Below are 23,446 nucleotides of genomic sequence, written 5' to 3'. Positions count from 1 at the left end.
GTGGGCTCCTTGCTTACTTCACGACCATGAACATGCTGGGCAGCCAGGTCGAGAACGCGGGAACGAATGTGACTACTCCCAGCGCAAAGATCAATGCCCCGTAGAACGGCCAGATGGTCTTCATCACCGTGCCCACCGACACCCCGCCGATCGCGCAGCCGACGAACTGCGTCGTGCCCACCGGCGGCGTGTTCAGGCCCAGCGCGCAGTTGATCAGCATCACGATGCCGAACTGCACCGAGGTCATGCCGTAGTGCTGGGCAATGGGCAGGAAGATCGGCGTGCACAGCAGGATGGTGGCCGCCATGTCCAGGAAGGTGCCGAGCACGAACAGGATGATGTTGATCAGCAGGAAGATCACCCATGGTGTGCTGGTTACCTGCGACAGCATCTCGCCCGTGAGCTCGGCCACGCCGTACAGGCTGATGAGGTAGCCGAAGGTGCTGGAGATGCCGATCAGCAGCAGGATCACGCCCGTGGTGCGCACCGCCTTCGAGGCCGCCTTGATGAAGTGCTCCCACTTCAGCGTGCGGTACACGAAGATCGTGAGGCCCAGCGCATACAGCACGGCCACCGCCGCAGACTCGGTTGCCGTGAACACGCCCGACAGGATGCCGCCGAGGATCAGCACCACGATGAACAGGCCAGGCAGCGCCGCCGCGAACGAGCGCGCCACGATGGACCAGCCCGGGAAGCTGCCGGCCGGATAGCCGCGCTTCACCGCCACCAGGTAGGCGGCCGCGAGATTGCTGATGGTGAGCACGGCCGCCGGCAGCAGCGCCGCCAGGATCAGCGCCGCGATCGACACCTTGCCGCCCGCTGCCAGCGAATAGATGATCAGGTTGTGGCTGGTCGGCATCAGCGCGCCGACCAGTGCCGCATGGGTCGTCACGTTGACTGCGTAGTCGGCGTGATAGCCCTCCTTCTTCATCATCGGGATCATCACGGCGCCCATGGCCGAGACGTCGGCCACGGGCGAGCCCGAGACGCCGCCGAACAGCGTGCAGGCCACCACGTTCGACATGCCGAGGCCGCCGCGCACGTGGCCCACGAGGTCGCGAGCCAGGTTGACGATGCGGTCCGCGATGCCGCCGTAGAGCATCAGCTCGCCGGCGAAGATGAAGAACGGGATGGCCAGGAACGAGAAGATGCCCATGCCGGAGGTCATCTGCTGGAAGCCGACCGCCAGCGGCAGGCCTTCATAGAGCAGCGTGGCCAGGGCCGACAGGCCGATGGAAAAAGCGACCGGCACGCCCAGCAGCAGGAAGAGCGTGAACGAGATGCAGAGAATGAGCAGAGGAATGGTCATGGTGGCTCAGGCCCAGGCAGGTTCGACTTCGCGGCCTTGGGCGAGCGCGATGATGTGTTCGATGGAGAACATCACGATGAGGACGCCCGACACGGCGGCGGGCACGTACTTCCAGCCCTCGGAGATCCAGAGCGTGGGCAATCTGTAGTCCCACACCGATTCGGCGAGCGAGGCGCAGTTCCAGGCCATGGCAATGCCGAACAGCAGGATCAGTGCGTGGATGAGGTATTCCATCTTCAGCCGCAGCCAGTCGGGCGCGAGCACGAGGAAGGATTCGAGTCCGATGTGGCCCGCGTCGCGCACGCCCACGGCCACGCCGAGCATGGTGACGTAGAGCACCAGCAGCAGCGCGAGGCTTTCGGCCCAGGTGGGGGTGTTGTTGAGCACGTAGCGGCCGAACACCTGCCAGCTCACGGCGCAGATCACCGCGACGAGGCCGAAGATGCCCAACCACATGCAGGCACGTGCGAGGGTGCGGCAAAGTTTGGTGTACATAGATTTTCTTTGCCCTTCCCCCGAGGGGGAAGGAGGGGAGCGGGTCGAGTCGACGAGGGCGGGCTTACTTCGTGTCCTGCACGCGCTTGACGAGGTCTTTCAGCTTCGCGTCGGTGATGAACTTGTCGTACACCGGCTTCATCGCTGCCTGGAACGGAGCCTTGTCGACTTCGATGATCTCGGCGCCGCCGGCCTTCACCGTGGCCAGCGACTTCACTTCACGCTCTTCCCACTGCTTGCGCATGTAGGGCACTGATTCCTTGGCGGCCTGGCGGATCCAGCCCTGCTCTTCGGTCGAGAGCTTGTCCCACACGCGCTTGGAGAACAGCAGCATCTCGGGCGCCATGGAGTGCTCGGTCTTGCTGTAGTACTTGGCCACTTCGAAGGCACGTGCGCTTTCATACGTGGGGTAGTTGTTCTCGGCGGCGTCGATCAGGCCGGTCTTCAGGCCCGTGTAGACCTCGCCCATCGGCATTGGCGTGGCGTTGGCGCCCATGGCTTCGAGCATCGACACCCACAGGTCGGACTGCTGCACGCGGACCTTCAGGCCCTTCATGTCGGCGAAGGTGCGCACCGGCTTCTTGGCCGTGAACATTGAACGCGCGCCGCTGTCGTAGTAGGCCAGACCGATGAAGCCCTGCTTCTCGCACGACTTCAGGATCTCTTCGCCGATCGGGCCGTCGAGCACCTTGTGCAGATGGTCGACCGAGCGGAACAGGAAGGGCATGGTCGGCACCTGCGTCTCGGCGCAGATGTTGTTCATGGGCGCGATGTTCACGCGCACCATCTGCAGCGCACCGATCTTGGTCTGCTCGATCGTGTCTTTCTCGCTGCCGAGCGAACTGTTGTTGAACACCTTGATGCTGTGCTTGCCGCCCGACAGCGCCTTCAGGCGCTCGCTCATGAACTTCACCGCGGTCACGGTGGGGTAGTCGTCGGGGTGGATGTCGGCCGAACGGAACTCGGTGGCGTGTGCAGCCAGTGTGGTCAGCGCGGCTGCGGCGCACGCGGAAAGTGCGATCAGGGTCTTGGTGAATTTCATTTGTCTCATCCTCTGCTTGGTGGTTGTCGAAAAAGGTTCTTCAGGTGCCGAAGGCCGGTTCGGGAACACCCGCGATGCCGGTGCCGGGCCGCAGCGCGAACACGCCGCCGGCCAGCGGCTGGTCCGACAGGTCGATGCCGCCGGGTCGTATGGAGGTGACGAACAGGGTGTCGAGCCCGGCGCCGCCGAAGGCGCACATCGCGGGCTTCTTCACCGGCACTTCGATCGAACGGTCGAGCCGGCCGTCGGGCGTGAAGCGGTGCACCAGGCCCGCGTCGTTGCCGCAGATCCAGTAGCAGCCGTCGGTATCCATGGCGGCGCCGTCGGGGCGGCCGGGCAGGGGCCTCATGTCGATGAAGAGGCGGCGGTTGCTTGGCGCGCCGGTTTCCGTGTCGTAGTCGAAGGCCCAGACGGCCTGCACCGTGGGGTGCGAATCCGAGAGATACATCGTGCGGCCGTCGGGGCTGAAGGCCAGGCCGTTGGGCACGATGAGGTCGTCGAGGCGCAGAGCGGCGCTCTTGTCACCCTTGCCGTAGCTGTAGAGGCGGCCGACGCGTGCGCCCGCCGCCATGTCCAGCAGCATCGTGCCGGCCCAGAAGCGGCCCTGGCGGTCGCAGCGGCCATCGTTGAAGCGCATGGCCGGGGCCGCGTGCTCGACCGGGGCGAGCGAGGTGGCAGCCAGCGTGCCGTCGGCCTGCGGCTTCAGCGAGAACAGGCCGCTCTCCATGCCGGCGATCCATTCGCCCGGCGCATCGGCGCGCGGCGCGATGCAGGCGACCATTTCGTTCGCCGTCCACTGCGCATGGCCTTCGCTCGCGTGCCAGCGGTTCAGCGTGCGCGCGGGAATATCGACCCAGTAGAGCGCCTGTTCGACCGCGTGCCACACCGGGCTCTCGCCGGTGCCGTTGCGAGCGTCGAGAACGAGCTCAGCTTGCATCGCCGAAGGGGCCCTGTGCGGTGAAGGCTCCGCCCTGGTAGATCGCGTTCGGATCGGTCGGCGGGACGGGCGGCTGCGCCTCGACCTTGTCGCGGAACACCTCCGAGCTGTCCTGCGGCACGAAGCCCAGGTGCGCGGCCGCACTGTTGTCCCACCACACGTCGCGGTTGTTCGACATGCCGTAAACCACGGTGTGCTTCACGTCAGGCGTGAACAGCGACTTCTCGATCAGCGAGGTCAGGTCACGGTAGCTGAGCCAGGTGCTCATCATCCGGCGGTTGGCCGGCTCGGGAAACGAGGAGCCGATGCGGATGCTTACGGTCTCGATGCCCCAGCGGTCGAAGTAGAACTGCGCCATGTCCTCGCCGAAGGACTTCGACAGGCCGTAGTAGCCGTCGGGCCGGCGCACGGCATGCGCGTCGATGTGCTCGCTCTGCTTGTAGAAGCCGATCACGTGGTTCGAGCTCGCAAACACCACGCGCTTCACGCCGTGGCGGCGCGCGGCCTCGTAGACGTTGAAGATGCCCTTGATGTTGGCTTCGAGGATTTCCTCGAAAGGCCGCTCGACCGAGACGCCGCCCAGGTGGACGATGGCGTCGCAGCCTTCGAGCAGCGCATGCACCGCGGCCTTGTCGGAAAGATCGCACGGCACGACTTCCTCGTGCGCATCGGCGGCCGGGGCCAGCGACGCGATGTCCGACAGGCGCAGCACGTTTGCATAGGGCTTGAGCCGCTCGCGCAGCACCTTGCCCAGGCCGCCGGCCGCGCCGGTCAGGAGGAGGCGGTTCATCTTGTTGTCGTTCATCGTTGCCTGTCCATACACGGAAGAGTCATGGTTTCCGAGGGCCCGCCGTCACGGTGCTTTTCTGAAAGCGGCCGGTACGATGCCGACGGAGCAAGGTCGAAAGGGCGCTGCATGTCGGTGCCGTGGAGACCGGAAAGCCGCTGGCGGAATGGCCGGCGGCGCCAGGAGTTGAGTGATAAGTTATCTGTTGTCGTACAACTAGTTTGAGGATTATCATCGTGGCCATGGCTCAGACGACTGCGGGTAATCCCTTGATATCGGAAGCGGAGGCGCCGGCGGAAACGGCGTCTGCTGCTTTCGTGGGCCGTCCGCGCCAGCGCGCACGCGGCCTGGCGCATGGGCTGGTGGAAGACCTGGGCGAGAAGATCCGCAACCAGTCGCTGCGGCCCGGCGACAAGCTGCCGACCGAGTCGGCCATCATGCAGGCCTATGGCGTGAGCCGCACCGTGGTGCGCGAGGCGCTGTCGAAGCTGCAGGCCGGCGGGCTGGTCGAGACGCTGCACGGCGTGGGCACCTTCGTGCTGCAGCCGCGGGCCGGCGGGGTGTTCCGCCTCGATCCCGGCGAGATCGCCGCCTCGGTCGACGTGCTGGCCGTGCTGGAGCTGCGCATCAGCCTGGAGACCGAATCGGCCGGCCTCGCCGCCACCCGCCGCACCGACGAGCAACTGGTCGCCATGCGCCAGGCGCTCGACGACTTCGAGCACAACGTGGCAGTGGCGGGGGACACGGTGGCGCCCGACTTCCGCTTTCACCTGCAGATCGCGCAGTCGACCGGCAACCCGTATTTCGCCGACATCATGCGGCACCTGGGCACCACGCTCATTCCGCGCACGCGCATCAGCGCCATCCGAACGCACGAGGGTGGTGGCGCGCCTTACCTGAGCCGCGTCAATCGCGAGCACGAAGAAATCTACGCGGCCATCGCGCGCCGCGATCCCGAGTCGGCGCGCGCTGCCATGCGCATCCACCTGACCAACAGCCGCGAGCGGCTGCGCATGGCGCAAGAGGCCGCGCAGCAGAAGGCGAAAGCCGATGCGGCCGCCGGTACGGGTGCGGCTGCACCGGCGCCTGACGACGCTCCTTCCCGCTGAGTTTTTCTTGTCTTGCCCGCTGGACAAGTTGTTTTTCTAGTTGTACGATGACTGATAACTCGCACGGCCAGCCGTGCGCAGCCATGACGACCATCGAACAACAGGAGGCAGCATGTCCATCAACCGACGCGGCGCACTTGGCGCCGCACTGGCCACGACGCTGGCCGCCAGCCTGCCCCTGCGCGCCATTGCGCAGGGCACGCAGGGCGGCACCGGCAACTGGCCCTCGAAGCCAATCAGGATCATCGTTCCGTACCCGCCGGGCGGCTCGTCCGACATCATTGCGCGGGCCATCAGCCAGCCGCTGTCGGAGGCGCTGGGCCAGTCGGTAATCATCGACAACCGCGCGGGCGCCAACGGCAACCTCGGCGCCGACCTGCTGGCCAAGGCGCCGGCCGACGGCTACACGCTGATGCTGTGCGACCTCGGCGCGCTGGCCATCAGCCCGTCGCTGTACCCCAAGCTGCCTTTCGATCCGTCGAAGGACCTGCGCAGCGTGTCCATGCTGGCCTACTCGCCGCACCTGCTGGTGGTGCACCCCTCGGTGCAGGCCAGCACGTTGAAGGAACTGGTCGAGCTCTCGAAGAAAAGCGATCTCAACTTTGCCGTTACCGCCAGCGGCAGCACCGCACATCTCGCGGGCATCGAGCTGCAACGCAAGGTCGGCGCCAAGTGGGAATACGTGCCCTACAAGGGCGGCGTGCAGGCAGTGCTCGACACCGTGTCTGGCCAGACGCAGGTGCTCATGAACGGCATGCTCGCCACCTACCCGCAGGTGCAGGCCGGCAAGCTCAAGCTGATTGCCGTGTCCAAGGCCACGCGCATGCCGCTGATCGGCAGCGTGCCCACCATCGCGGAGCAGGGCGCGCCCGGCTACGAGTCGGGTACGTGGCAGGGCGTGGTCGCGGCGCGCGGCGTGCCTGACGCGGTGATCGCCCGGCTCAACAAGGAACTGGTTCGCATCATCCGCACGCCCGACATCCGGGCCCGCCTCGCGGGGCAGGGCGCCGAGGTCGTAACCATGACCGCGCCCGAGCAAGACCAGTTCTTCGCCAAGGAGCGCGCGCGCTGGGCGCAAGTCATCAAAGAGGCCAACGTCAGGCTCGACTGACCGCCTGCTTCACCCCTTTTTTCTTTTTTCAAATCTTCACTGGACCATTCCCGATGAACCCGCAAGAACTCAAGACCATCATGGGCTCCGGCCTGCTCTCGTTTCCGCTGACCGACTTCGACAGCAACGGCGACTTCAACCCGGCGGGCTATGCCAAGCGCCTCGAATGGCTCGCCCCTTACGGCGCGAGCGCGCTGTTCGCGGCCGGCGGCACGGGCGAGTTCTTCTCGCTCACCGGCGAGGAGTACCCCGGCATCATTAAGACCGCAGTGGACACCTGCCGCGGCGTGGTGCCGATCATTGCCGGCGCCGGTGGTCCCACGCGCTTTGCCATCCAGTGCGCGCAGGCTGCAGAGAAGGCCGGCGCGCACGGCATCCTGCTGCTGCCGCACTACCTCACCGAAGCCGGCCAGGAAGGCCTGGCCGCGCACGTCGAAGCCGTGTGCAAGAGCGTGAAGTTCGGCGTGATCGTCTACAACCGCGCCACCAGCCGCCTGAAGCCCGACACGCTGGCCGGCCTGGCCGAGCGCAACCCCAACCTCGTCGGCTTCAAGGACGGCGTGGGCGACATCGAAGCCATGGTCGCCATCTACCAGAAGATGGGCGGCCGCTTCGCCTACCTGGGCGGCCTGCCCACGGCGGAGGTCTATGCCGCGGCCTATAAGGCAATGGGCACGCCGGTGTATTCGTCGGCCGTCTTCAACTTCATTCCGAAGACCGCCATGGATTTCTACAAGGCTGTTGCCGCCGACGACCTGCCCACGCAGCACCACCTGCTGAAGAACTTCTTCATGCCCTACCTCGAGCTGCGCAACCGCGTGCCGGGCTATGCCGTGAGCATCGTCAAGGCCGGCGCAAAGATCGTCGGCCACGACGCAGGCCCTGTGCGCGCACCGCTCACCGACCTGAAGCCCGCGGAGATGGAACAGCTCAAGGCGCTGATCGACGCGCTCGGCCCGCAGTAAGCCTGCAGCGTCGAACACCACAAACAACAACGGAGACAAGACGCCATGTTCCTCAAGAAGTTTTTCCTGATTGCCGCTTCGGCAGCCCTGTTCTCGGCCTGCTCGATGATGCCCGCGGGCAGTGCGGCACCGGCCGCACCCGAAGTGGCTGCCGCCGCCGAACGCCTGCGCATCGCGATGGTCGACCCAACCCCTGCCGCACTCGGCGCGCTGGTGTCCGACGACCTGAGCTACGGCCACTCGGGCGGCAAGGTCGACACCAAGGCCAGCTTCATCAGCGACCTGCTCGACGGCAAGTCGGACTTCGTGTCCATCGCCATCACCGAGCAGACCGTCAAGGTGGTCGATGCCAACACCGCCATCGTGCGCCACACGCTCACGGCCGATACCAACGACTCGGGCAAGCCCGGCAAGGTGGCGCTGAAGATCCTCGGCGTCTGGCAGAAGCAGGGCGGAAGCTGGAAGCTGCTCGCCCGCCAGGCCGTGAGGATCTAGTCCGCATGAAGAAGAGACTCCTTCTTGCCGCGGCCCTCGCAGCTGCCTCGACCGCGCTGCTGCCCCTGCATGCCTCGGCGCAAGCCGATGCATGGCCGCAGCAGAAGCCGGTGACCATCATCGTTCCGTTCCCGGCCGGCGGCTCCACCGACATGGTGGCGCGCGCAATCGCGCTGCAGATGCAGACCAAGCTGGGCGGCAGCTTCGTCGTCGACAACCGGCCTGGCGCCACAGGCACCATCGGCACTGGTTTCGTCAAGCGCGCGGCGCCTGATGGCTACACGCTGCTGGTGTCCTCGCTCGGCGCCTTCGTCGTCACGCCGCACCTGCAGAAGAGCGTGCCCTACGACGCGACCAAGGACTTCGACTACATCAGCGTGCCCGTGCAGGCGCCCAACGTGCTCGTCGCCAACGTCGCGCGGCCCGAGCACACGGTGGCCGACGTGCTGACGCTGCTGCGCAAGACGCCGGGCAAGGTCTCGTTCGCGAGCTCGGGCAACGGCTCGTCCGACCATCTCTCGGCGGAACTGTTCTGGCAGCAGACCAAGACCGAAGGCGTGCACGTGCCCTACAAGGGCGGCGCGCCGGCGGTCAACGACCTGCTGGGCAACCAGGTCGACTTTTCGTTCCAGAACGTGAATGCCGTGCTGCCGCACATCCGCGCGGGCAAGCTGCGCGCCATTGCCGTTACCGGCGACAAGCGCTCGCCCGTGCTGCCCGACGTGCCCACGCTGGCCGAAGCCGGCGTGAGGGGCGCGGAGGTCTACTCCTGGCAGGGCATGGCCGCACCCAAGGGACTGCCGCCTGCCGTCAAGAAAAAGCTGAGCGACGCCGCGATTGCCGCCATGCAAGACCCCGAGACAAAGAAGCGCATGCTCGACCAGGGCCTGGAGATCGTCGCCAGCACGCCCGAAGAATTCACCGCCTTCCAGTTGCGCGAATGGGCGCGATGGAAGACATTGATCGACACCCGCCACATCACCGCAGACTGAGGCACCGAGCCCGAAGATGACAAGTCCTGAATCCGTTGTTTCCAAAGTCGTGTCGGGCGCACCCGTCGTCACTGGCATGCGCGTGGTTCCCGTCGCGGGCCACGACAGCATGCTGATGAACCTCAGCGGCGCGCACGGCCCGTTCTTCACGCGCAACCTGCTGATCCTGACCGACAGCGCCGGCCACACCGGCGTTGGCGAAGTGCCCGGCGGCGAGAAGATCCGCCAGACGCTCGAAGACGCGCGCGACCTCATCGTCGGCCAGCCCATCGGCCGCCACAACGCGGTGCTCAACAGCCTGCGCAGCGCCTTTGCCGGCCGCGACAGCGGCGGCCGCGGCCAGCAGACCTTCGACCTGCGCGTGACCATCCATGCGGTGACGGCCGTCGAGGCCGCGCTGCTCGACCTGCTCGGCCAGTTCCTCGAAGTGCCCGTGGCGGCCCTGCTCGGCGAAGGCCAGCAGCGCGACGCGGTGCAGATGCTCGGCTACCTCTTCTACGTGGGCGACCGCAAGAAGACCGATCTGCCGTACGAGACCGACCCCAACGCCGACAACGACTGGTTCCGCCTGCGCCACGAAGAAGCGATGACGCCCGAAGCCATCGTGCGCCTGGCCGAGGCCACGCATGCGCGCTACGGCTTTACCGACTTCAAGCTCAAGGGCGGCGTGCTGCGCGGCGAGGAAGAGGTCGAGGCGATCCGCGCGCTGCACGAGCGCTTTCCGAAGGCGCGCGTCACGCTCGATCCGAACGGCGGCTGGCTGCTGCAGGACGCGATCCGGCTGTGCCGCGACCTGCACGGCGTGATGGCCTATGCAGAAGACCCGTGCGGCGCCGAAGGCGTGTTCTCGGGCCGCGAGGTGATGGCCGAGTTCCGCCGCGCCACGGGCCTGCCCACCGCCACCAACATGGTGGCTACCGATTGGCGCGAGATGGTGCACAGCCTCTCGCTGCAGTCGGTCGACATTCCACTGGCTGATCCGCATTTCTGGACCATGCAGGGCTCGGTGCGCGTGGCGCAGCTGTGCCAGGCCTGGGGCCTGACCTGGGGCTCGCATTCGAACAACCACTTCGACGTGTCGCTGGCGATGTTCACGCACGTGGCGGCGGCTGCGCCGGGCAAGGTCACGGCAATCGATACGCACTGGATCTGGCAGGATGGCCAGCGCTTGACGAAAGCGCCATTGCAAATCGAAGGCGGCTTCGTGAAGGTGCCGACTCGCGGCGGCCTGGGCATTGAACTCGACATGGACGAAGTCGAGAAGGCGCACCAGCTGTACCTGAAACATGGCCTCGGCGCGCGCAATGACGCACAGGCGATGCAATATCTCATTCCCAACTGGACTTTCGACAACAAGCGCCCGTGCATGGTGCGCTGAAGGAAACGACGCAATGCAGAACTTCGACAACCTCATCGCCGGCGAATGGCGTGCTGGCGCAAGCTACAGCCCCAATGTCAACCCGAGCAACCTGTCCGACGTGCTCGGCCAGTACACGCAGGGCGATGCCGCCCATGTCGACGCCGCCGTGGCAGCCGCCACCGCAGCGTTCCCGGCCTGGGCCACGGGCAGCGTGCAGGCGCGCTCCGACGCGCTCGACAAGATCGGCAACGAGATCCTTGCGCGCAAGGAAGAGCTGGGCACGCTGCTGGCGCGCGAAGAAGGCAAGACCAAGGCCGAAGGCATTGGCGAGGCCACGCGCGCGGGTCAGATCTTCAAGTTCTTCGCAGGCGAATGCCTGCGCCTGTCGGGCGAGTTGCTGCCTTCGGTGCGCCCCAACATCGGTGTGGAAATCACGCGCGAGCCGGTTGGCGTGGTCGGCCTCATCACGCCGTGGAACTTCCCTATTGCCATTCCCGCGTGGAAGATCGCGCCTGCACTGGCCTTCGGCAACTGCGTGGTGCTCAAGCCTGCCGACCTCGTGCCGGGCAGCGCCTGGGCTCTCTCCGAAATCATCAGCCGCTCGGGTATTCCGGCCGGCGTGTTCAACCTCGTGATGGGGCGCGGCAGCGTGATCGGCGAGGCGCTGGTCAACCACCCGGGCATTCATGCGATCAGCTTCACCGGCTCGGTGGGCGTGGGCCGCAACATCGCGATCCAGTGCGTCACCAAGCACAAGAAGGTGCAGCTCGAAATGGGCGGCAAGAACCCGCAGGTGATTCTTGACGACGCCGACCTCGCGCAGGCCGTTGAGCTCAGCGTGCAGAGCGCGTTCTACTCGACCGGCCAGCGCTGCACGGCGTCGAGCCGCCTCATCGTCACCGAAGGCATCTATCCGAAGTTCATCGCCGCCATGAAGGAACGCATGGCGAAGATCAAGGTGGGCGACGCACTCGCGCAGGGCACCGATGTGGGCCCGGTCTCGTCGAAGTCGCAGCTCGAGCAAGACCTGAACTACATCGAGATCGGCCAGAGCGAAGGTGCCACGCTGGCCGCCGGCGGTGAACGCCTGAAGCTGGAGACCGACGGCTACTACATGTCGCCGGCCCTCTTCAGCGAATCGGCCGCGGCCATGCGCATCAACAAGGAAGAGATCTTCGGCCCGGTGGCGAGCGTGATTCGCGTGAAGAACTACGAAGAGGCGCTGGCCACGGCGAACGACACCGAGTTCGGCCTGTCGGCCGGCATTGCCACCACCTCGCTGAAGTACGCCACGCACTTCAAGCGCCACAGCCAGGCCGGCATGGTGATGGTCAACCTGCCGACGGCCGGCGTGGACTATCACGTGCCGTTCGGCGGCCGCAAGGGCAGCAGCTATGGTCCGCGTGAGCAGGGCCGCTATGCGCAGGAGTTCTTCACGACTGTGAAGACGGCCTACACGCTGGCCTGATCTTCATTCAGGCGGGTGGCAGCGAGCTCGGCGGGGCTCGCCGCCTGCGCCGCATCAGGTACTCCACGAGCTCGAAGATCCCTTCGCTCAGCAGCGCCAATGCGGCTGCCGGCAGTGCGCCCGCCACCAGCAGCTCGCGGTCGTTGAGCGCCAGCCCCGTCACGATGCGCTCGCCGAAGCCGCCCGCACCAATGAAGGCTGCGATGGTCGCCGTGCCGATGGCAATCGCAGTGGCGGTGCGCACGCCCGCCAGCAGCGTGGGCAGCGCCAGCGGCAGCAGCACCAGCTGAAGGCTCTGCGGCGGTGTCATGCCGAGCGCGGTGCCGGCGAGCCGCAGGCCATTGGGCACTTCGGCCAGGCCCGTCACCGTGTTGCGCATGATCGGCAACAGCGAATAGAGCGTGAGCGCAATCAGCGCGGGCAGCGCGCCGATGGCGCCCAGCATCGAGATCAGCACGGCCAGCAACGCGAGTGACGGCACGGTCTGCAGCAGGCTCGCAAAGCCCAGCACCACAGCGCGCAACCGCACATGCGGAAACACCAGGATCGCGATCGGCACGCCGATCAGGATGGCGATGCCGACCGACAGCGCCACCAGCACCAGGTGCTGCCGCGCGAGCTTCCACAGGTCGGGCCCGAACAGCTTGGCCATGAAGCCGCGGCGCGCTTCCTGCGGCTGCGCCTTTGCATCCTTGCCCGTATTCGCCAGGAAGTCGCGCGCGATCACGTCGAAGGGCACGCTCTGCAGCTCGGCGCGCGCGTTCATCGCGATCATTGCGTGCTCGTCGACCTTGCCTTCGAGCGTCTGCAAAGCGGCCCAGGCCTTGGGTAGCCGCGTGGGCAGGTCGAGCTTGTAGAGCACCACGGCGTCGTAGCGCGGAAAGTATTTCTTGTCGTCTTCCAGCACGCGCAGGCCGAGGTGGTCGATCTTGGCGTCGGTGGTGTAGATGTCGATCACGTCGATCTGCTTGGCGGCCACGGCGTCGTAGGCCAGCCCGTGGTCGAGACCGGTGGGCACCTGCGTGAAGCCGTAGCGGTCGGCCAGGCCCTTCCATCCGTCGGCGCGGCCGATGAATTCGTTCGACAGGCCGAGCTTGAGTTCGGGGTGCTTCGCCAGGTCGCTCAGCGTGCGCAGGCCCAGCCGTTCGGCATCGGGCGCGCGCACCGCGAGTGCGTAGCCGTCGTTGAAGCCCAGCGGAATCGCCACGCCCAGGCCCATCGGCGCGAGTGCCGCGTTCATGGCCTCGCGCGTGTTGGCCGGCGAGCCCTTGAGGATTTCGAGCGCGATGGTGCCGGTGTATTCGGCGTACATGTCGATGGCGCCCGAGCGCAGCGCCTCGTAGACGATGGCCGTGTTGCCCAGCCCCTGCCGCACGACGGGGGGCGATGCAGTGTGCGGCGCCGCCGTCTGCGCCAGCAGCTCGGCCAGGATGTACGACTCGGTGAAGCGCTTGGAGCCGACGCGCAGCGTCTCGTCCGCGGCCCGAGCGGCGCCGGACGCGGCAAGCCAGGCAAGGGCGAACAACAGGGCGGCGCGCCAGAGGCTGCGGGGCAGATGCATCCGGGCCAGTGTATAGACAACGCCCCGTTCGGCGTACCCGTCAATCTCCTACACGCCGTGGTGCGCGGTGCCGATGCGGCGGGCCGCCGATCGGCCCCACAGTCGATGGCCATGAAGACCCAACCCAGGAAAGACAAGCTCCCCGGCCCCGACGTCCACGGCCTGCGCGAACTGCCGGGTGTGCAGGTAGACGGCTACAGCCTGCAACTGCGCGACAAGGACGGTTTCGTAGGCGACCAGGCCAGCCAGACGGCCTTCCGCGAACTGCTCGAACGCTGGCGCAAGCGCCACCGCAGGAAGGGAAAAGACCCGCTGGGCCTCTCGCATTCGCGCGACCTGAGCAAGAGGGAGCTCGACCAGGCGCTGCAGGAAAAGAAGGCGTCCGAAGCCACCGACGTGATGCATGCAGCCATCGAGGAGTTCGCGCAGGAGCTGGCCTTCGTGATCCAGCGCTTCATGCGCCAGCCCTCGTGGCAGAAGGTGCAGCGCATCGTGATCGGCGGCGGCTTTCCCGAGAGCGACGCGGGCGAGCGCGCCATCCTGCAGGCCGGCGCCATCCTCGAAGAGATGGGCCTGCACGTGCAGATCGGCCGCCTCTCGCACGACGTGGACGACGGCGGCCTGATCGGCTGGGCGCACCTCGTGCCGCCCCACATGCTGAAGGGGCACGACGCGATCCTCGCGGTGGACATCGGCGGCACCAACGTGCGCTGCGGCATCGTGAAAACGCGCCACCGCAAGGCGCCCGACTTCTCGCTCGCGAAAGTGGTGCTCCGCGAGAAGTGGCGCCATGCGGATGAGGACCCCAACCGCGGCGGCATGGTCGATCACATCGCCGGCATGCTCGAGGACATGGTGCTTTACAGCGAGCGCAAGAAGATCCGGCTGGCGCCCTTCATCGGCATCGGCTGCCCGGGCCTGATCCGGCAGGACGGCTCGATTGCGCGCGGTGCGCAGAATCTGCCGGGCGACTGGGAAGGCCACGCCTTCCACTTGCCGAGCCAGCTGTGGCGCCGCATGCCGATGATGGGCTCCGGCCCGACGCTGGTGCTGATGCACAACGATGCGGTGGTGCAGGGCCTGAGCGAGCTTCCCTTCATGCGCGACGTGCGGCACTGGGGCGTGCTGACCATCGGCACGGGGCTGGGCAACGCGAGCTTCACCAACCGGCCCTGAGGCCGGGCCAACGCTACAGGTCTTCGGGCCGCAGGCCTTCGATGCGCATGCTGGCGGAAGCGGTGGCGACGTTGCCTGCCGCATCGATGGCGCGCACTTCGATGTTCGCGGCGCCGGGCCTCTTCGGCGTCCACGTGCAGACGTACGGCGCGGCGTGCAGCGTGCACGCGGTCTTGCCGTCGACGACGAACTTCAGCTCGGCCACGGCCACGTTGTCGGATGCCGTGGCGGAAAGCCTTGTCGCCATGCCTGCCGCGGCGGTTGGCGGTGGGGCCAGCGCAACTGTCGGCGCCACCGTGTCGGAAGGCGCATTGACGATCACGTTGGCGGAGGCCACGGCGGAGTTGCCAGCCGCGTCGATCGCGACCACGCGGATCGTCTGCACGCCGGGTGCGGTCGGCGTCCAGCTGCAGGTGTAGGGCGGGGCGGTGAAGGTGCAGATCGGGATGCTGTCCCGGCCCAGCACCTTGACGCCCCATACGCCCGCGTTGTCCACCACGGCCGGCGCGATGGTGGTGGGTTGGCCCACCACGGCCATGGAAGGCGCGGCCAGCGAAACGGTCGGCGGCGTCGCGTCGGTGCCGCCGAGCGCCAGGTCGATGGTGAACATCGGCTGGCCCTGCACGGCCTTCTGCTCGAACGCATCGAAGATGGTGAACCAGCTCGCGCCGGGCGCGCGGTTGGCGGCGCGCGCCTTGACCAGCAGCGTCGTCTTGCCGACGGCGAAGCAGCTGAAGCCGCAGTTCCAGTCGAACACGAAGCGGCCCGACGCATCGGCCACGCCGGTCACCAGCATGACCAGCGGCTTGCTGGCCCCGGGGTCGCGCCACACCGACACCTGCGCGCCGGGCAGCGCGGCGCCGGTGTCACGGTCGGTCACGCGCACCTGGGTGCCGGTGGTGGCCGCCATGAACTTCGAGCTGCCGAGCTTGGGCCAGTCGGTCCAGTCGGTGTCGATGTTGGCCTTGGTGCCGGCCGTGAAGCGGATCATCTCCAGCGTGGCGATGCGATTGGCGGCAGGGTCGCGGCGCTGCTCGAAGACGGTGCCCAGCAGCGGGTCGAGCCGCCAGTGCTGGCGCGTCCACCAGTAGCGGTCGTTGTCGTTGGCCAGGGCGAGGTCGACGATGGGCGCGACGCCGGTGGTGTCCGCCACCGCAACGCCGTTGTAGTACTCGCCCGCGCCGGCGCCGAACACATGCTCCAGCTCGTGCAGCAGGGTCTTGAGCTGACGGCCGAGGTAGTCCTTCTCGGTGGACTCAGGCGCGCCCGGGGTGGGCGCGCGCGACAGGCGCAGCGGGTCGTGGATGGCAATCCAGTTCAGGTTCCAGGTCACGCCTTTCTGCGGAAAGGTCCAGCTGGTAGACAGCCCGCCGTGGCTGTAGCCGCGGGTGGACTTCGATATGCACACCACCACTTCGCCGTTGACCAGGCCGTTGTAGCTGCACTGCGGCGCGGTGGCGGGCGCTGCGAGCTGCAGGTCGGCGGCGGGGTCGAAGGCAAAGCTGCGCACGGTCTCGCGCGTGAACACCGTGTTGACGTCGGCCACGTACTGCGCGAGCCGGCGGGCGGCTTCGGCGGCGCCGATGTCGGTGGCCAGCTCGGGGTCGACGATGAACTTCAGGCGATGGGTGCTGGGGGCGGCCCGGCCGACTTCGTCCATTGCGGCGAAGGCGGGCACCATTCCAGAAAGCGCGAACAGAGCTGGTAGCACGAACGCCAGACTCACGAATGCACGCAGCGAGAAGAAAGCTCGCATCGGTTTTCCCCCGGGGCAGGGGCGCAGGACTCAAACGGATGACGCCTCGGTCGGCCTTTTCAGGGGCCGGGCCCAGGCGGGCTGCCCCGCGATGCAGGGGGTGCCGGAAGATCCGTTCACGCTTGCCCGATGACGAATCAGTGGGCAGGCAGGCTTGTCAATCCCGGAAACCGGTGGGTATTTTAGTCTGCATGTTCAACTTGTTTCAATTGTGTTGCATTTGTGCTTCTGACGCCACAGTGTCACCACCCAGCGCCTTGTAGACCGCCACCAGGCCCACCAAAAGACGGCTGGTGCTCTGTGCCTGGTCGCGCTGCGCCTGCAGCAAGGTGCGGCGCGCATCGAGTTCAACGCCAAAGTCGGTGAGCCCGCCCTTGTAGCGAGCCGCCGCCAGCACCAGCGCATCACGGCTGCGGCGTTCGCGCTCGGCCAGCTCGACCTGGCGCTGGCCCTCGGCGGCGTAGGCGTTGAGGGCTGAATCGATCTCGTGCCAGGCCTTGAGCACGGTCTGCTGGAACGCCACGGCCGCTTCCTGCTGCTGCAGTTCGCGCAGTTCGATGGCGGCGCGGCGGCGGCCGTTGTCGAAGATCGGCAGGCTGATCGACGGGCCCACGTGCCACTGCCGGCTGCCCCAGTCGCCGAAGCGCTCGCTGCCCACCGATTCATAGCCGAAGCCGGCGCCCAGCGTCACGCGTGGGTAGAGGTCGGCCACGGCCACGCCGATGCGGGCTGTGGCGGCGTGCAGCTGCGCCTCGGCGGCTGCGATGTCGGGGCGGCGGCGTGCGAGCTCGGCGGGCAGGCCCAGCGTGAGTGCGGGCAGCGCGGGGGCGTCTAGCGTGTCGCCGGTGGAGGTGTCTGCCAGCTCGGTGTTCAGCGCGCCGGGCGCGGCGCCGGCCAGCAGCGTGATGCGGTTCATTGCATCGGCCTCTTGCTGCAGCAGCGCGGGAATGCGTGCGCGCAGTTCGGCCACCAGCGCGCGCTGGCGCACCGGGTCCATGTCGGTGACGAGGCCGCCGTCGGCGCGTGCCTGCACCAGTTCGAGCGACTCGGCGGCCGCCGCGATGTCGGCGCGCGCGATGCGCAGTTCGCGCTGTGTGCCGCGCAGCTCGAAATAGTTGCGCGCCAGTTCGGCCTGCACGCTGAGCCGGGCCTGCTGCAGCAGCGCAGCCGATGCGCTCGCGTCGGCATCGGCCGCCTCGATGGCGCGGCGCACGCGGCCCCACAGGTCGATTTCCCACGAGGCGTCGAAGCCGGCCTGATAGAGGTTGTAGGGCTCGCTGAGCGTGCGGATGAGCTGGTCGCGGTTGGAAACCGACGAGCCCAGCGCGTCGATCATCCGCGTGGCGGAGCCGCTCTCGCTCTGGCGCTGCCGGGTGACGCCGGCGCTCGCATTCAGCTGTGGACCCTGCTGGGCCGCGGTGGTGGTGCGCTGCACGCGGCTTTGCGCGAAGCGCAGGGCGGCGGTCTGCAGGTCGGGGTTGCTCGCGAGCACCATGGCCTCGAGGCGGTCCAGCACCGGATCGTTGAAGGACTTCCAGTCGCCAGATGCGACGCCGCCAAAGGAACCTTGCCGCTCCGCACCAAGCAGCGCGGGCGAACCGCCATGCCACGCAGACCAGTCGGCGGGAGCGCGGGCTTCGGCCGGCTTGTGGTCGGGTCCCACGGCGCAGCCGACAAGAATGAAAGCGAGAGAGAGCGTGGCCGCGACGGAAGAATGAGGAAATGGAAGGGGCATGACGTGCTCCCGTTATCAGACAAGACGATTGCGGAACAGCCACGCCGCCAGCGGCAGCGTGACGGCGGCGATGACGGCAAGCGGAATCAGGTTGTGCCAGACCGTGCCCAGCCCCACGCCTTCGAGGTACACGCGCTGCACCAGGTCGATGGCAAAGCGCAGCGGGTTGGCCAGCGTTGCCACCTGCAGCGCGTGCGGCATGTTGCGCACCGGCGTGGTCAGGCCCGACAGCAGCATCAGCGGCATCAGCAGCACGAAGGCATAAAGCATGGCCTGCTGCATGTTGGCCGACACAGCGGAGATCGACAGGCCGATGCCCACGCTCGCCACCGTGAAGAACAGCAGCCCGGTGTAGAGCGTGACGAGCGAGCCCGCCATCGGAATGCCGAACCAGAAGAGCGCCACCAGCAGGATCAGCGACGACTGCACCAGCCCCACCAGCACAGGCGGCAGCGCCTTGCCGATCATGATTTCGAGCGGCGACATCGGCGTTACCAGCAGCTGGTCGAAGGTGCCTTGCTCGCGTTCGCGCGCCACCGACAGTGCGGTGAGCAGCAGCGTCTGCAGCATGCTGAGCGCGGCGATCATGCCGGGCAGCAGGTTCCAGCGCGTTTCGAGATTCGGGTTGAACCAGGCGCGCGATTCCACGACCAGTGGCGACGGCGGTGCGCCCACGCGCGTGCGCAGCTCGGCGTTGTAGCGCTCGACCACCGCACTCACGTAGCCGGCCGCCGAGCCCGCGGTGTTGGAGTTGCGCGCATCGAGGATCAGCTGGATGGCCGCCGTCTGCCCCGCGCTGAGCTGCTGCTCGAAGTTGGCGGGTATCTGTATGACCAGCAGTGCCTTCTCGGTGTCGATCACCTCGCGAATGTCGGCCTGCGAGCGCAGCGTGGCCACGCGGTGGAACACGCCGGTGCTGTCCAGATGCGCAATCAGCTCCGTCGACGCGCCGTTGTGGCTCTGGTCGAGCAGCGCATAGGGCACGTTGGTGAGGTCGTAGGTCGCGCCGTAGCCGAAGACCAGGCTCTGCATGATCGCCGGTGCGATCAGGATGGCGCGCGTGGCCGGGTCCTTGAGGATGGTCAGCAGCTCCTTGCGGCAGAGGTTGGCGACGCGCAGGAAGAAATCGATGAGGGCGTTCATGGCCAGGGCTTTCAGTCGAGGCTCTTGCGCGTCACCGCACGCGCCACCAGCAGCAGGCCCACCGCGTACGCCATCAGGATCGCGCAGTTGCGCCAGATCAGCGGCCAGACGTCGCCCGCGAGAAACAGCGTCTTGATGAGGTCCATGAAGTAGGTGGCCGGCAGCAGGTGGCCGATCACCCACACGGCGGTGGGTACGTTGCGCAGGTCGAACAGGAAGCCCGACAGCATCATCGAGGGCATGAAGGTCGCGATCAGCGCCACCTGGCTCGCGAGAAACTGGTTGCGCGTGACCGACGAGATCACCAGGCCCAGGCTCACCGCCACGATCAGGTACAGCATCGAGCTGAACACCACCACGACCAGCGAGCCGTACATGGGCACCGCGAACAGGTAGCGCGCCGAGAGCAGGCACAGCGCAAGGCCCAGCATGCCGACCGCGAAGTACGGAATGATCTTGGCCAGCAGAATCTCGACCGGCCGCACGGGCGTGACGAACAGCGCCTCCAGCGTGCCGCGTTCCCACTCGCGCGCCATCACCAGCGCTGTGAGAAAGGCGCCGACCAGCGTCATGATGAGCACGATGAGTCCCGGCACGAGGTACCAGGTGCTGGTGTTCGCAGCGTTGAACCACATGCGCTGCTCCACCGTGACGCTGCCGACGGGCGGGGCGTCGGCGCCGGAGGCGTTGCCGCTCCTGTCCATCTGCCGAATTGCCGATTGCATGAGGGCGCCTGTCACGTACGCCTGGATGATGCTCGCGCGCCCCGCGTCGGAGCCGTGCACGATGAGCTGCACGCGTGCATTGCCGGCAGCCAGCGAGCGCGAGAAGTCGGAAGGCACGCGCACGATGCCGTCGACCTTGCGTTCGCGCATCAGCTCTTCGGCGTCGTGCATCGAGCCCAGCAGCACCGGCGCGATGGTGGGCGAGAGCTGCAGCCCGGCGACGGCCTCGTGCGCGGTTGGCGAGGCGTCTTCCATCACCACCGCGACGGGTGCGTTCTTCACGTCGAGCGACATGCCGTAGCCGAAGATCAGGATCAGCACCATCGGCAGCAGGATGCCGATGGCCAGGTTGCTGCGGTCGCGCAGCAACTGGCGGAATTCCTTGCGCGTGAGGGAGATCAGGCGGGACCGGAAGCCGCTCATGCCGTCACCTCTGTCTTTGTTTCTTGCCGCGCCTTCTCGACGATGCCGATGAAAGCTTGCTCCATGTCGATGCGCCTGCCGTTGCCTTCCTCATCGCCCAGCGCCTGCGCGCGCACCTCCTGTGGCGTGCCGATGGCCAGCACCTTGCCCGCGTCCTGGATCACGATGCGGTCGCAGTACTCCGCCTCTTCCATGAAATGCGTGGTGATGACGACGGTGGTGCCGCCTTCGGCCAGCGCCGTGATGCGCCGCCAGAACTCGCGGCGCGCGAGCGGGTCGGCGCCGCTGGTGGGCTCGTCGAGGAACAGGATCTCGGGTTCGTGCAGCAGGCCCGTGGCCATGGCCAGGCGCTGCTTGTAGCCGCCGGGCAACTGGCCGCTGGGTACGTCGAGCGAGTGGGCCAGGTCGAACTGGCGCAGCACCGTGTCCATGCGCTCGCGCAGCTTCGCGCCGCGCAGGCCGTAGGCGCCGCCGAAGAACGAGAGGTTCTCGCGCACAGTGAGGTTGCCGTAGAGCGCGAATTTCTGCGAGACATAGCCGATGCGCTGGCGCGCCTGCGCGCGGGCATGTCGCAGGTCGACGCCGGCCACGCGCAGCTGGCCGCCGCTGGCGGGCAGGAGGCCGCAGAGCATGCGGAAGGTGGTGGTCTTGCCCGCACCGTTGGGGCCGAGCAGGCCGAAGATCTCGCCGCGCCGCACCGAGAAACTGGTGCTGGCCACGGCCACGAAGTCGCCGAAGCGGCGTACGAGGTCCTTGACTTCGATGACCACTTCGCCGGGCTGGCCTGTGTTCGGTTGCGAAGTGGCCATGCTGGTGGCCGGGGTGGCGTCGGCGTTGGGCGATGGCTGCGCACGCAGCAGCGTCATGAAGCCGTCTTCGAGGCGCGGCGCGACCGGCTCGGTGCGCGCGCCTTCGAGCAATGCATCGAGCCGCGCATCGTCTGTCTCGCTGCGGCGAATGAAGCGCACCTCGCCACCTTGCGGCACCGCATCGATGATCTCCTGCCGCGCGTCGAGCAGACGGGCCTGCAGCAACCGTGGCGGCTCGCCGTCGGGCGGTGTCGCGATGAAGCAGAGGCCGTGTGCCCGGTCGCGCAGTTCGCTGGGCGCACCCTGCGCCAGCAGCTTGCCGCCATGCAGCACGAACACATGGCTGCAGCGCTCGGCCTCGTCGAGGTAGGCGGTGCTGACGATGACCGAGAGCTTTTCGTCGTCTACCAGCTGCTGCACGATTTGCCACAGTTCGCGGCGCGAGAGCGGATCCACGCCCACGGTCGGCTCGTCGAGCAGCAGCAGGTCGGGCGAGCGCACCAGCGTGCAGGCCAGGCCCAGCTTCTGCTTCATGCCGCCCGAGAGCTTGCCGGCCGGGCGATCGGTGAAGCGGCCCAGGTCGGTCATTTCCATCAGCCGCGCATAGCGTTCGCGCCGCTTGTCGCGGGGCACGCCGTGCAGGTCGGCGTAGAGGTCGAGGTTTTCCTGCACGCTCAGGTCGTCGTAGAGGCCGAAGCGCTGCGGCATGTAGCTGATGCGGTCCTGCACGGCCTGCGGATCGGCCGATACATCGATGCCGAGCACGCGCAGCTCGCCCGCGTCGGCGCGCATCAGGCCGGCCATCAGGCGCAGCAGCGTGGTCTTGCCGGCGCCGTCGGGACCGACCAGCGCGGTGAGCGTGCCGGCGGGCACTTCGAGCGATACGTCGTCGAGCGCGAGCACGGGTTCTTTCGACACTTTCAGCAGAAAGCGCTTGTGCAGCGAGCGTCCGGCCACGGCCGGCCCGGTGATCGGCATCAGGTCTTGCCGGTGGCGGGCGACAGTTGGAGCCGCACAGTGGCCGGCATGCCGAGCCGCAGCCGGTCTTGCGGGTCATCGACCATCACGCGGATCTCGTAGACGAGGCTGCTGCGCAGTTCCTCCGTCTGCACGGTCTTGGGCGTGAACTCGGCCACCGACGAGATGTAGCCGACCTTGCCTGCGATGGCTTCGCCGGGCTGGCTGTCGGTGCTCACGCGGGCCTCCTGCCCGGCGCGCACGCGGCCAAGGTCGGGCTCGGCCACATAGGCGCGCACCCACTTGGGATCGGTGATGGCGAGCGTGAAGGCCGGGCGCTGAGGCGAGGCCATGTCGCCAGGCTCCAGCAGGCGGGCGCGCACGACGGCGTCGATGGGCGCCTTGAGCTCGGCCTCGGTGAGCTGGTGGTTCATGAGCGCGAGCTCGGCGCGGGCCGATTCGAGCTGGGCCGTCGCCTGGCCGATGTCTTCCTTGCGCGGGCCGGTGATGACCAGCTGCTGCGCCTTGCGGGCGTTGTCGAGCTGCGCCAGCGCCACCTTGCGCCTGGCCTGTGCGCTGTCGAGGTCCTGCTGGCTCACGGCGCGGCCGGCCGTGCTGGCGCCGATGGCCTGCAGGCGCGTGAGCTGCTGCTGTGCGAGATCGGCATCGGCCTGCGCGCCGGCCACCTGGGCCTTGGCCTGTGCCACTTCTTCGGGGCGGCTGCCGGTCTTCAGGCGCAGCAGGGCCTGTTCCTGCACGCCGATGCGCGCCTGCGACTGCGCCACGCGCAGCACCAGCGAGCGGGTGTCGAGCCGGCCGAGCACCTGCCCGGCGCGCACGCGGTCGCCCTCGCGCACCGTCAGTTCGGCCACGCGATCGTTGGCGTTGAAGGCCAGCGAGACCTGGCGCAGGTCGACGTTGCCGTACAGCACGAGCTGGTCGGAGGGCGTGGCCGAGCGGTGCGTGTACCACCAGCCGCCCACCGCCGCGACGATGGCCGCGGCGGCGATGGCAATGAGGGGCTTCTTGTTCATGGCGTGTGTGTCCTGACGAGGCTGCTGCCCGGAAGTCGGTGTGATGTTATCAAATTG

General features: G+C 67.4%; 20 protein-coding genes. 8 read left to right on the top strand and 12 right to left on the bottom strand.

The annotated features are described in order from the left end of the window. Positions 1–13: 13 nt before the first annotated feature. The 5 genes from ACN9MV_RS21710 to ACN9MV_RS21690 all read right to left on the bottom strand — a co-directional run bounded on the left by ACN9MV_RS21710 (position 14) and on the right by ACN9MV_RS21690 (position 4,588). Positions 14–1,309 carry a TRAP transporter large permease gene (locus tag ACN9MV_RS21710; RefSeq protein WP_093051379.1) on the bottom strand — a complete coding sequence of 432 codons (1,296 nt, stop codon included), beginning with the start codon at positions 1,307–1,309 and terminating at the stop codon, positions 14–16. Between the two features lie 6 nt (positions 1,310–1,315). Next, positions 1,316–1,804 carry a TRAP transporter small permease gene (locus ACN9MV_RS21705; RefSeq protein WP_093051376.1) on the bottom strand — a complete coding sequence of 163 codons (489 nt, stop codon included), beginning with the start codon at positions 1,802–1,804 and terminating at the stop codon, positions 1,316–1,318. Between the two features lie 64 nt (positions 1,805–1,868). Further along, on the bottom strand, positions 1,869–2,846 hold the full coding sequence (locus ACN9MV_RS21700; protein ID WP_093051373.1) for a TRAP transporter substrate-binding protein: 978 nt from the start codon (positions 2,844–2,846) through the stop codon (positions 1,869–1,871). Positions 2,847–2,886: 40 nt separating this feature from the next. Then, the gene (locus tag ACN9MV_RS21695) at positions 2,887–3,783 is read right to left on the bottom strand and encodes an SMP-30/gluconolactonase/LRE family protein (RefSeq protein WP_426389388.1); all 897 of its coding nucleotides are present in this window, start codon (positions 3,781–3,783) and stop codon (positions 2,887–2,889) included. Beyond that, positions 3,773–4,588: an NAD-dependent epimerase/dehydratase family protein gene (locus ACN9MV_RS21690; protein WP_426389386.1), complete on the bottom strand. Its 816-nt coding sequence runs from the start codon at positions 4,586–4,588 to the stop codon at positions 3,773–3,775. The genes ACN9MV_RS21695 and ACN9MV_RS21690 overlap by 11 nt, the downstream gene beginning before the upstream one ends. Positions 4,589–4,812: 224 nt before the next feature. Between ACN9MV_RS21690 and ACN9MV_RS21685 the strand changes: the two genes are divergently transcribed. The 7 genes from ACN9MV_RS21685 to ACN9MV_RS21655 all read left to right on the top strand — a co-directional run bounded on the left by ACN9MV_RS21685 (position 4,813) and on the right by ACN9MV_RS21655 (position 12,070). After that, positions 4,813–5,679 (top strand): FadR/GntR family transcriptional regulator, encoded by an 867-nt coding sequence (locus ACN9MV_RS21685; protein ID WP_426389385.1) that lies wholly within the window; start codon positions 4,813–4,815, stop codon positions 5,677–5,679. 112 nt (positions 5,680–5,791) lie between these two features. Then, positions 5,792–6,790 carry a Bug family tripartite tricarboxylate transporter substrate binding protein gene (locus tag ACN9MV_RS21680; protein WP_093051361.1) on the top strand — a complete coding sequence of 333 codons (999 nt, stop codon included), beginning with the start codon at positions 5,792–5,794 and terminating at the stop codon, positions 6,788–6,790. A gap of 53 nt (positions 6,791–6,843) precedes the next feature. Next, the gene (kdgD, locus tag ACN9MV_RS21675) at positions 6,844–7,755 is read left to right on the top strand and encodes a 5-dehydro-4-deoxyglucarate dehydratase (protein WP_426389383.1); all 912 of its coding nucleotides are present in this window, start codon (positions 6,844–6,846) and stop codon (positions 7,753–7,755) included. 45 nt (positions 7,756–7,800) lie between these two features. Next, entirely contained in the window at positions 7,801–8,250 is a 450-nt protein-coding gene (locus tag ACN9MV_RS21670; RefSeq protein WP_093051355.1) for a nuclear transport factor 2 family protein, read from the top strand. A 5-nt stretch (positions 8,251–8,255) separates the two neighbouring features. Next, entirely contained in the window at positions 8,256–9,242 is a 987-nt protein-coding gene (locus tag ACN9MV_RS21665; protein ID WP_426389382.1) for a Bug family tripartite tricarboxylate transporter substrate binding protein, read from the top strand. Between the two features lie 16 nt (positions 9,243–9,258). Further along, the gene (gene gudD / locus ACN9MV_RS21660) at positions 9,259–10,620 is read left to right on the top strand and encodes a glucarate dehydratase (RefSeq protein ID WP_093051348.1); all 1,362 of its coding nucleotides are present in this window, start codon (positions 9,259–9,261) and stop codon (positions 10,618–10,620) included. A 13-nt stretch (positions 10,621–10,633) separates the two neighbouring features. Next, on the top strand, positions 10,634–12,070 hold the full coding sequence (locus ACN9MV_RS21655) for an aldehyde dehydrogenase family protein (protein WP_093077759.1): 1,437 nt from the start codon (positions 10,634–10,636) through the stop codon (positions 12,068–12,070). 7 nt (positions 12,071–12,077) lie between these two features. Here ACN9MV_RS21655 and ACN9MV_RS21650 read toward each other — a convergent pair whose 3' ends face one another. Then, a complete protein-coding gene (locus tag ACN9MV_RS21650) occupies positions 12,078–13,631 on the bottom strand; it encodes a glycine betaine ABC transporter substrate-binding protein (protein WP_093051342.1) in 1,554 nt (517 codons plus the stop codon). 105 nt (positions 13,632–13,736) lie between these two features. Between ACN9MV_RS21650 and ACN9MV_RS21645 the strand changes: the two genes are divergently transcribed. Continuing rightward, the gene (locus ACN9MV_RS21645) at positions 13,737–14,807 is read left to right on the top strand and encodes an ROK family protein (protein WP_426389380.1); all 1,071 of its coding nucleotides are present in this window, start codon (positions 13,737–13,739) and stop codon (positions 14,805–14,807) included. Positions 14,808–14,820: 13 nt separating this feature from the next. Here ACN9MV_RS21645 and ACN9MV_RS21640 read toward each other — a convergent pair whose 3' ends face one another. The 6 genes from ACN9MV_RS21640 to ACN9MV_RS21615 form a co-directional block, all read right to left on the bottom strand. Then, complete coding sequence (locus ACN9MV_RS21640) at positions 14,821–16,563, bottom strand: Ig-like domain-containing protein (protein ID WP_426389379.1); 1,743 nt, start codon at positions 16,561–16,563, stop codon at positions 14,821–14,823. Positions 16,564–16,768: 205 nt separating this feature from the next. Next, on the bottom strand, positions 16,769–18,298 hold the full coding sequence (locus ACN9MV_RS21635) for an efflux transporter outer membrane subunit (RefSeq protein ID WP_426389377.1): 1,530 nt from the start codon (positions 18,296–18,298) through the stop codon (positions 16,769–16,771). Between the two features lie 15 nt (positions 18,299–18,313). After that, positions 18,314–19,441, bottom strand: a complete 1,128-nt coding sequence (locus ACN9MV_RS21630) for an ABC transporter permease (protein WP_426389376.1) — start codon at positions 19,439–19,441, stop codon at positions 18,314–18,316. Between the two features lie 11 nt (positions 19,442–19,452). Beyond that, a complete protein-coding gene (locus ACN9MV_RS21625) occupies positions 19,453–20,589 on the bottom strand; it encodes an ABC transporter permease (RefSeq protein ID WP_426389375.1) in 1,137 nt (378 codons plus the stop codon). Continuing rightward, on the bottom strand, positions 20,586–22,376 hold the full coding sequence (locus ACN9MV_RS21620) for an ATP-binding cassette domain-containing protein (protein ID WP_426389374.1): 1,791 nt from the start codon (positions 22,374–22,376) through the stop codon (positions 20,586–20,588). The genes ACN9MV_RS21625 and ACN9MV_RS21620 overlap by 4 nt, the downstream gene beginning before the upstream one ends. After that, entirely contained in the window at positions 22,376–23,389 is a 1,014-nt protein-coding gene (locus ACN9MV_RS21615) for an HlyD family efflux transporter periplasmic adaptor subunit (RefSeq protein ID WP_426389372.1), read from the bottom strand. The genes ACN9MV_RS21620 and ACN9MV_RS21615 overlap by 1 nt, the downstream gene beginning before the upstream one ends. Positions 23,390–23,446 lie beyond the last annotated feature (57 nt).

The sequence above is a fragment of the Variovorax sp. R-27 genome, from assembly GCF_049913215.1.
Classification (GTDB): domain Bacteria; phylum Pseudomonadota; class Gammaproteobacteria; order Burkholderiales; family Burkholderiaceae_C; genus Variovorax.
Note: the sequence above shows the minus strand (reverse complement) of the source record. Positions and strands in the feature narration are given on the sequence as shown.

Bases quoted from the DNA above. Each gene is read 5' to 3' on its own strand.
- ACN9MV_RS21710 (WP_093051379.1), bottom strand. From the start codon at position 1,309: ATGACCATTCCTCTGCTCATTCTCTGCATCTCGTTCACGCTCTTCCTG.
- ACN9MV_RS21705 (WP_093051376.1), bottom strand. From the start codon at position 1,804: ATGTACACCAAACTTTGCCGCACCCTCGCACGTGCCTGCATGTGGTTG.
- ACN9MV_RS21700 (WP_093051373.1), bottom strand. From the start codon at position 2,846: ATGAAATTCACCAAGACCCTGATCGCACTTTCCGCGTGCGCCGCAGCC.
- ACN9MV_RS21695 (WP_426389388.1), bottom strand. From the start codon at position 3,783: ATGCAAGCTGAGCTCGTTCTCGACGCTCGCAACGGCACCGGCGAGAGC.
- ACN9MV_RS21690 (WP_426389386.1), bottom strand. From the start codon at position 4,588: ATGAACGACAACAAGATGAACCGCCTCCTCCTGACCGGCGCGGCCGGC.
- ACN9MV_RS21685 (WP_426389385.1), top strand. From the start codon at position 4,813: ATGGCTCAGACGACTGCGGGTAATCCCTTGATATCGGAAGCGGAGGCG.
- ACN9MV_RS21680 (WP_093051361.1), top strand. From the start codon at position 5,792: ATGTCCATCAACCGACGCGGCGCACTTGGCGCCGCACTGGCCACGACG.
- kdgD (WP_426389383.1), top strand. From the start codon at position 6,844: ATGAACCCGCAAGAACTCAAGACCATCATGGGCTCCGGCCTGCTCTCG.
- ACN9MV_RS21670 (WP_093051355.1), top strand. From the start codon at position 7,801: ATGTTCCTCAAGAAGTTTTTCCTGATTGCCGCTTCGGCAGCCCTGTTC.
- ACN9MV_RS21665 (WP_426389382.1), top strand. From the start codon at position 8,256: ATGAAGAAGAGACTCCTTCTTGCCGCGGCCCTCGCAGCTGCCTCGACC.
- gudD (WP_093051348.1), top strand. From the start codon at position 9,259: ATGACAAGTCCTGAATCCGTTGTTTCCAAAGTCGTGTCGGGCGCACCC.
- ACN9MV_RS21655 (WP_093077759.1), top strand. From the start codon at position 10,634: ATGCAGAACTTCGACAACCTCATCGCCGGCGAATGGCGTGCTGGCGCA.
- ACN9MV_RS21650 (WP_093051342.1), bottom strand. From the start codon at position 13,631: ATGCATCTGCCCCGCAGCCTCTGGCGCGCCGCCCTGTTGTTCGCCCTT.
- ACN9MV_RS21645 (WP_426389380.1), top strand. From the start codon at position 13,737: ATGGCCATGAAGACCCAACCCAGGAAAGACAAGCTCCCCGGCCCCGAC.
- ACN9MV_RS21640 (WP_426389379.1), bottom strand. From the start codon at position 16,563: ATGCGAGCTTTCTTCTCGCTGCGTGCATTCGTGAGTCTGGCGTTCGTG.
- ACN9MV_RS21635 (WP_426389377.1), bottom strand. From the start codon at position 18,298: ATGCCCCTTCCATTTCCTCATTCTTCCGTCGCGGCCACGCTCTCTCTC.
- ACN9MV_RS21630 (WP_426389376.1), bottom strand. From the start codon at position 19,441: ATGAACGCCCTCATCGATTTCTTCCTGCGCGTCGCCAACCTCTGCCGC.
- ACN9MV_RS21625 (WP_426389375.1), bottom strand. From the start codon at position 20,589: ATGAGCGGCTTCCGGTCCCGCCTGATCTCCCTCACGCGCAAGGAATTC.
- ACN9MV_RS21620 (WP_426389374.1), bottom strand. From the start codon at position 22,376: ATGCCGATCACCGGGCCGGCCGTGGCCGGACGCTCGCTGCACAAGCGC.
- ACN9MV_RS21615 (WP_426389372.1), bottom strand. From the start codon at position 23,389: ATGAACAAGAAGCCCCTCATTGCCATCGCCGCCGCGGCCATCGTCGCG.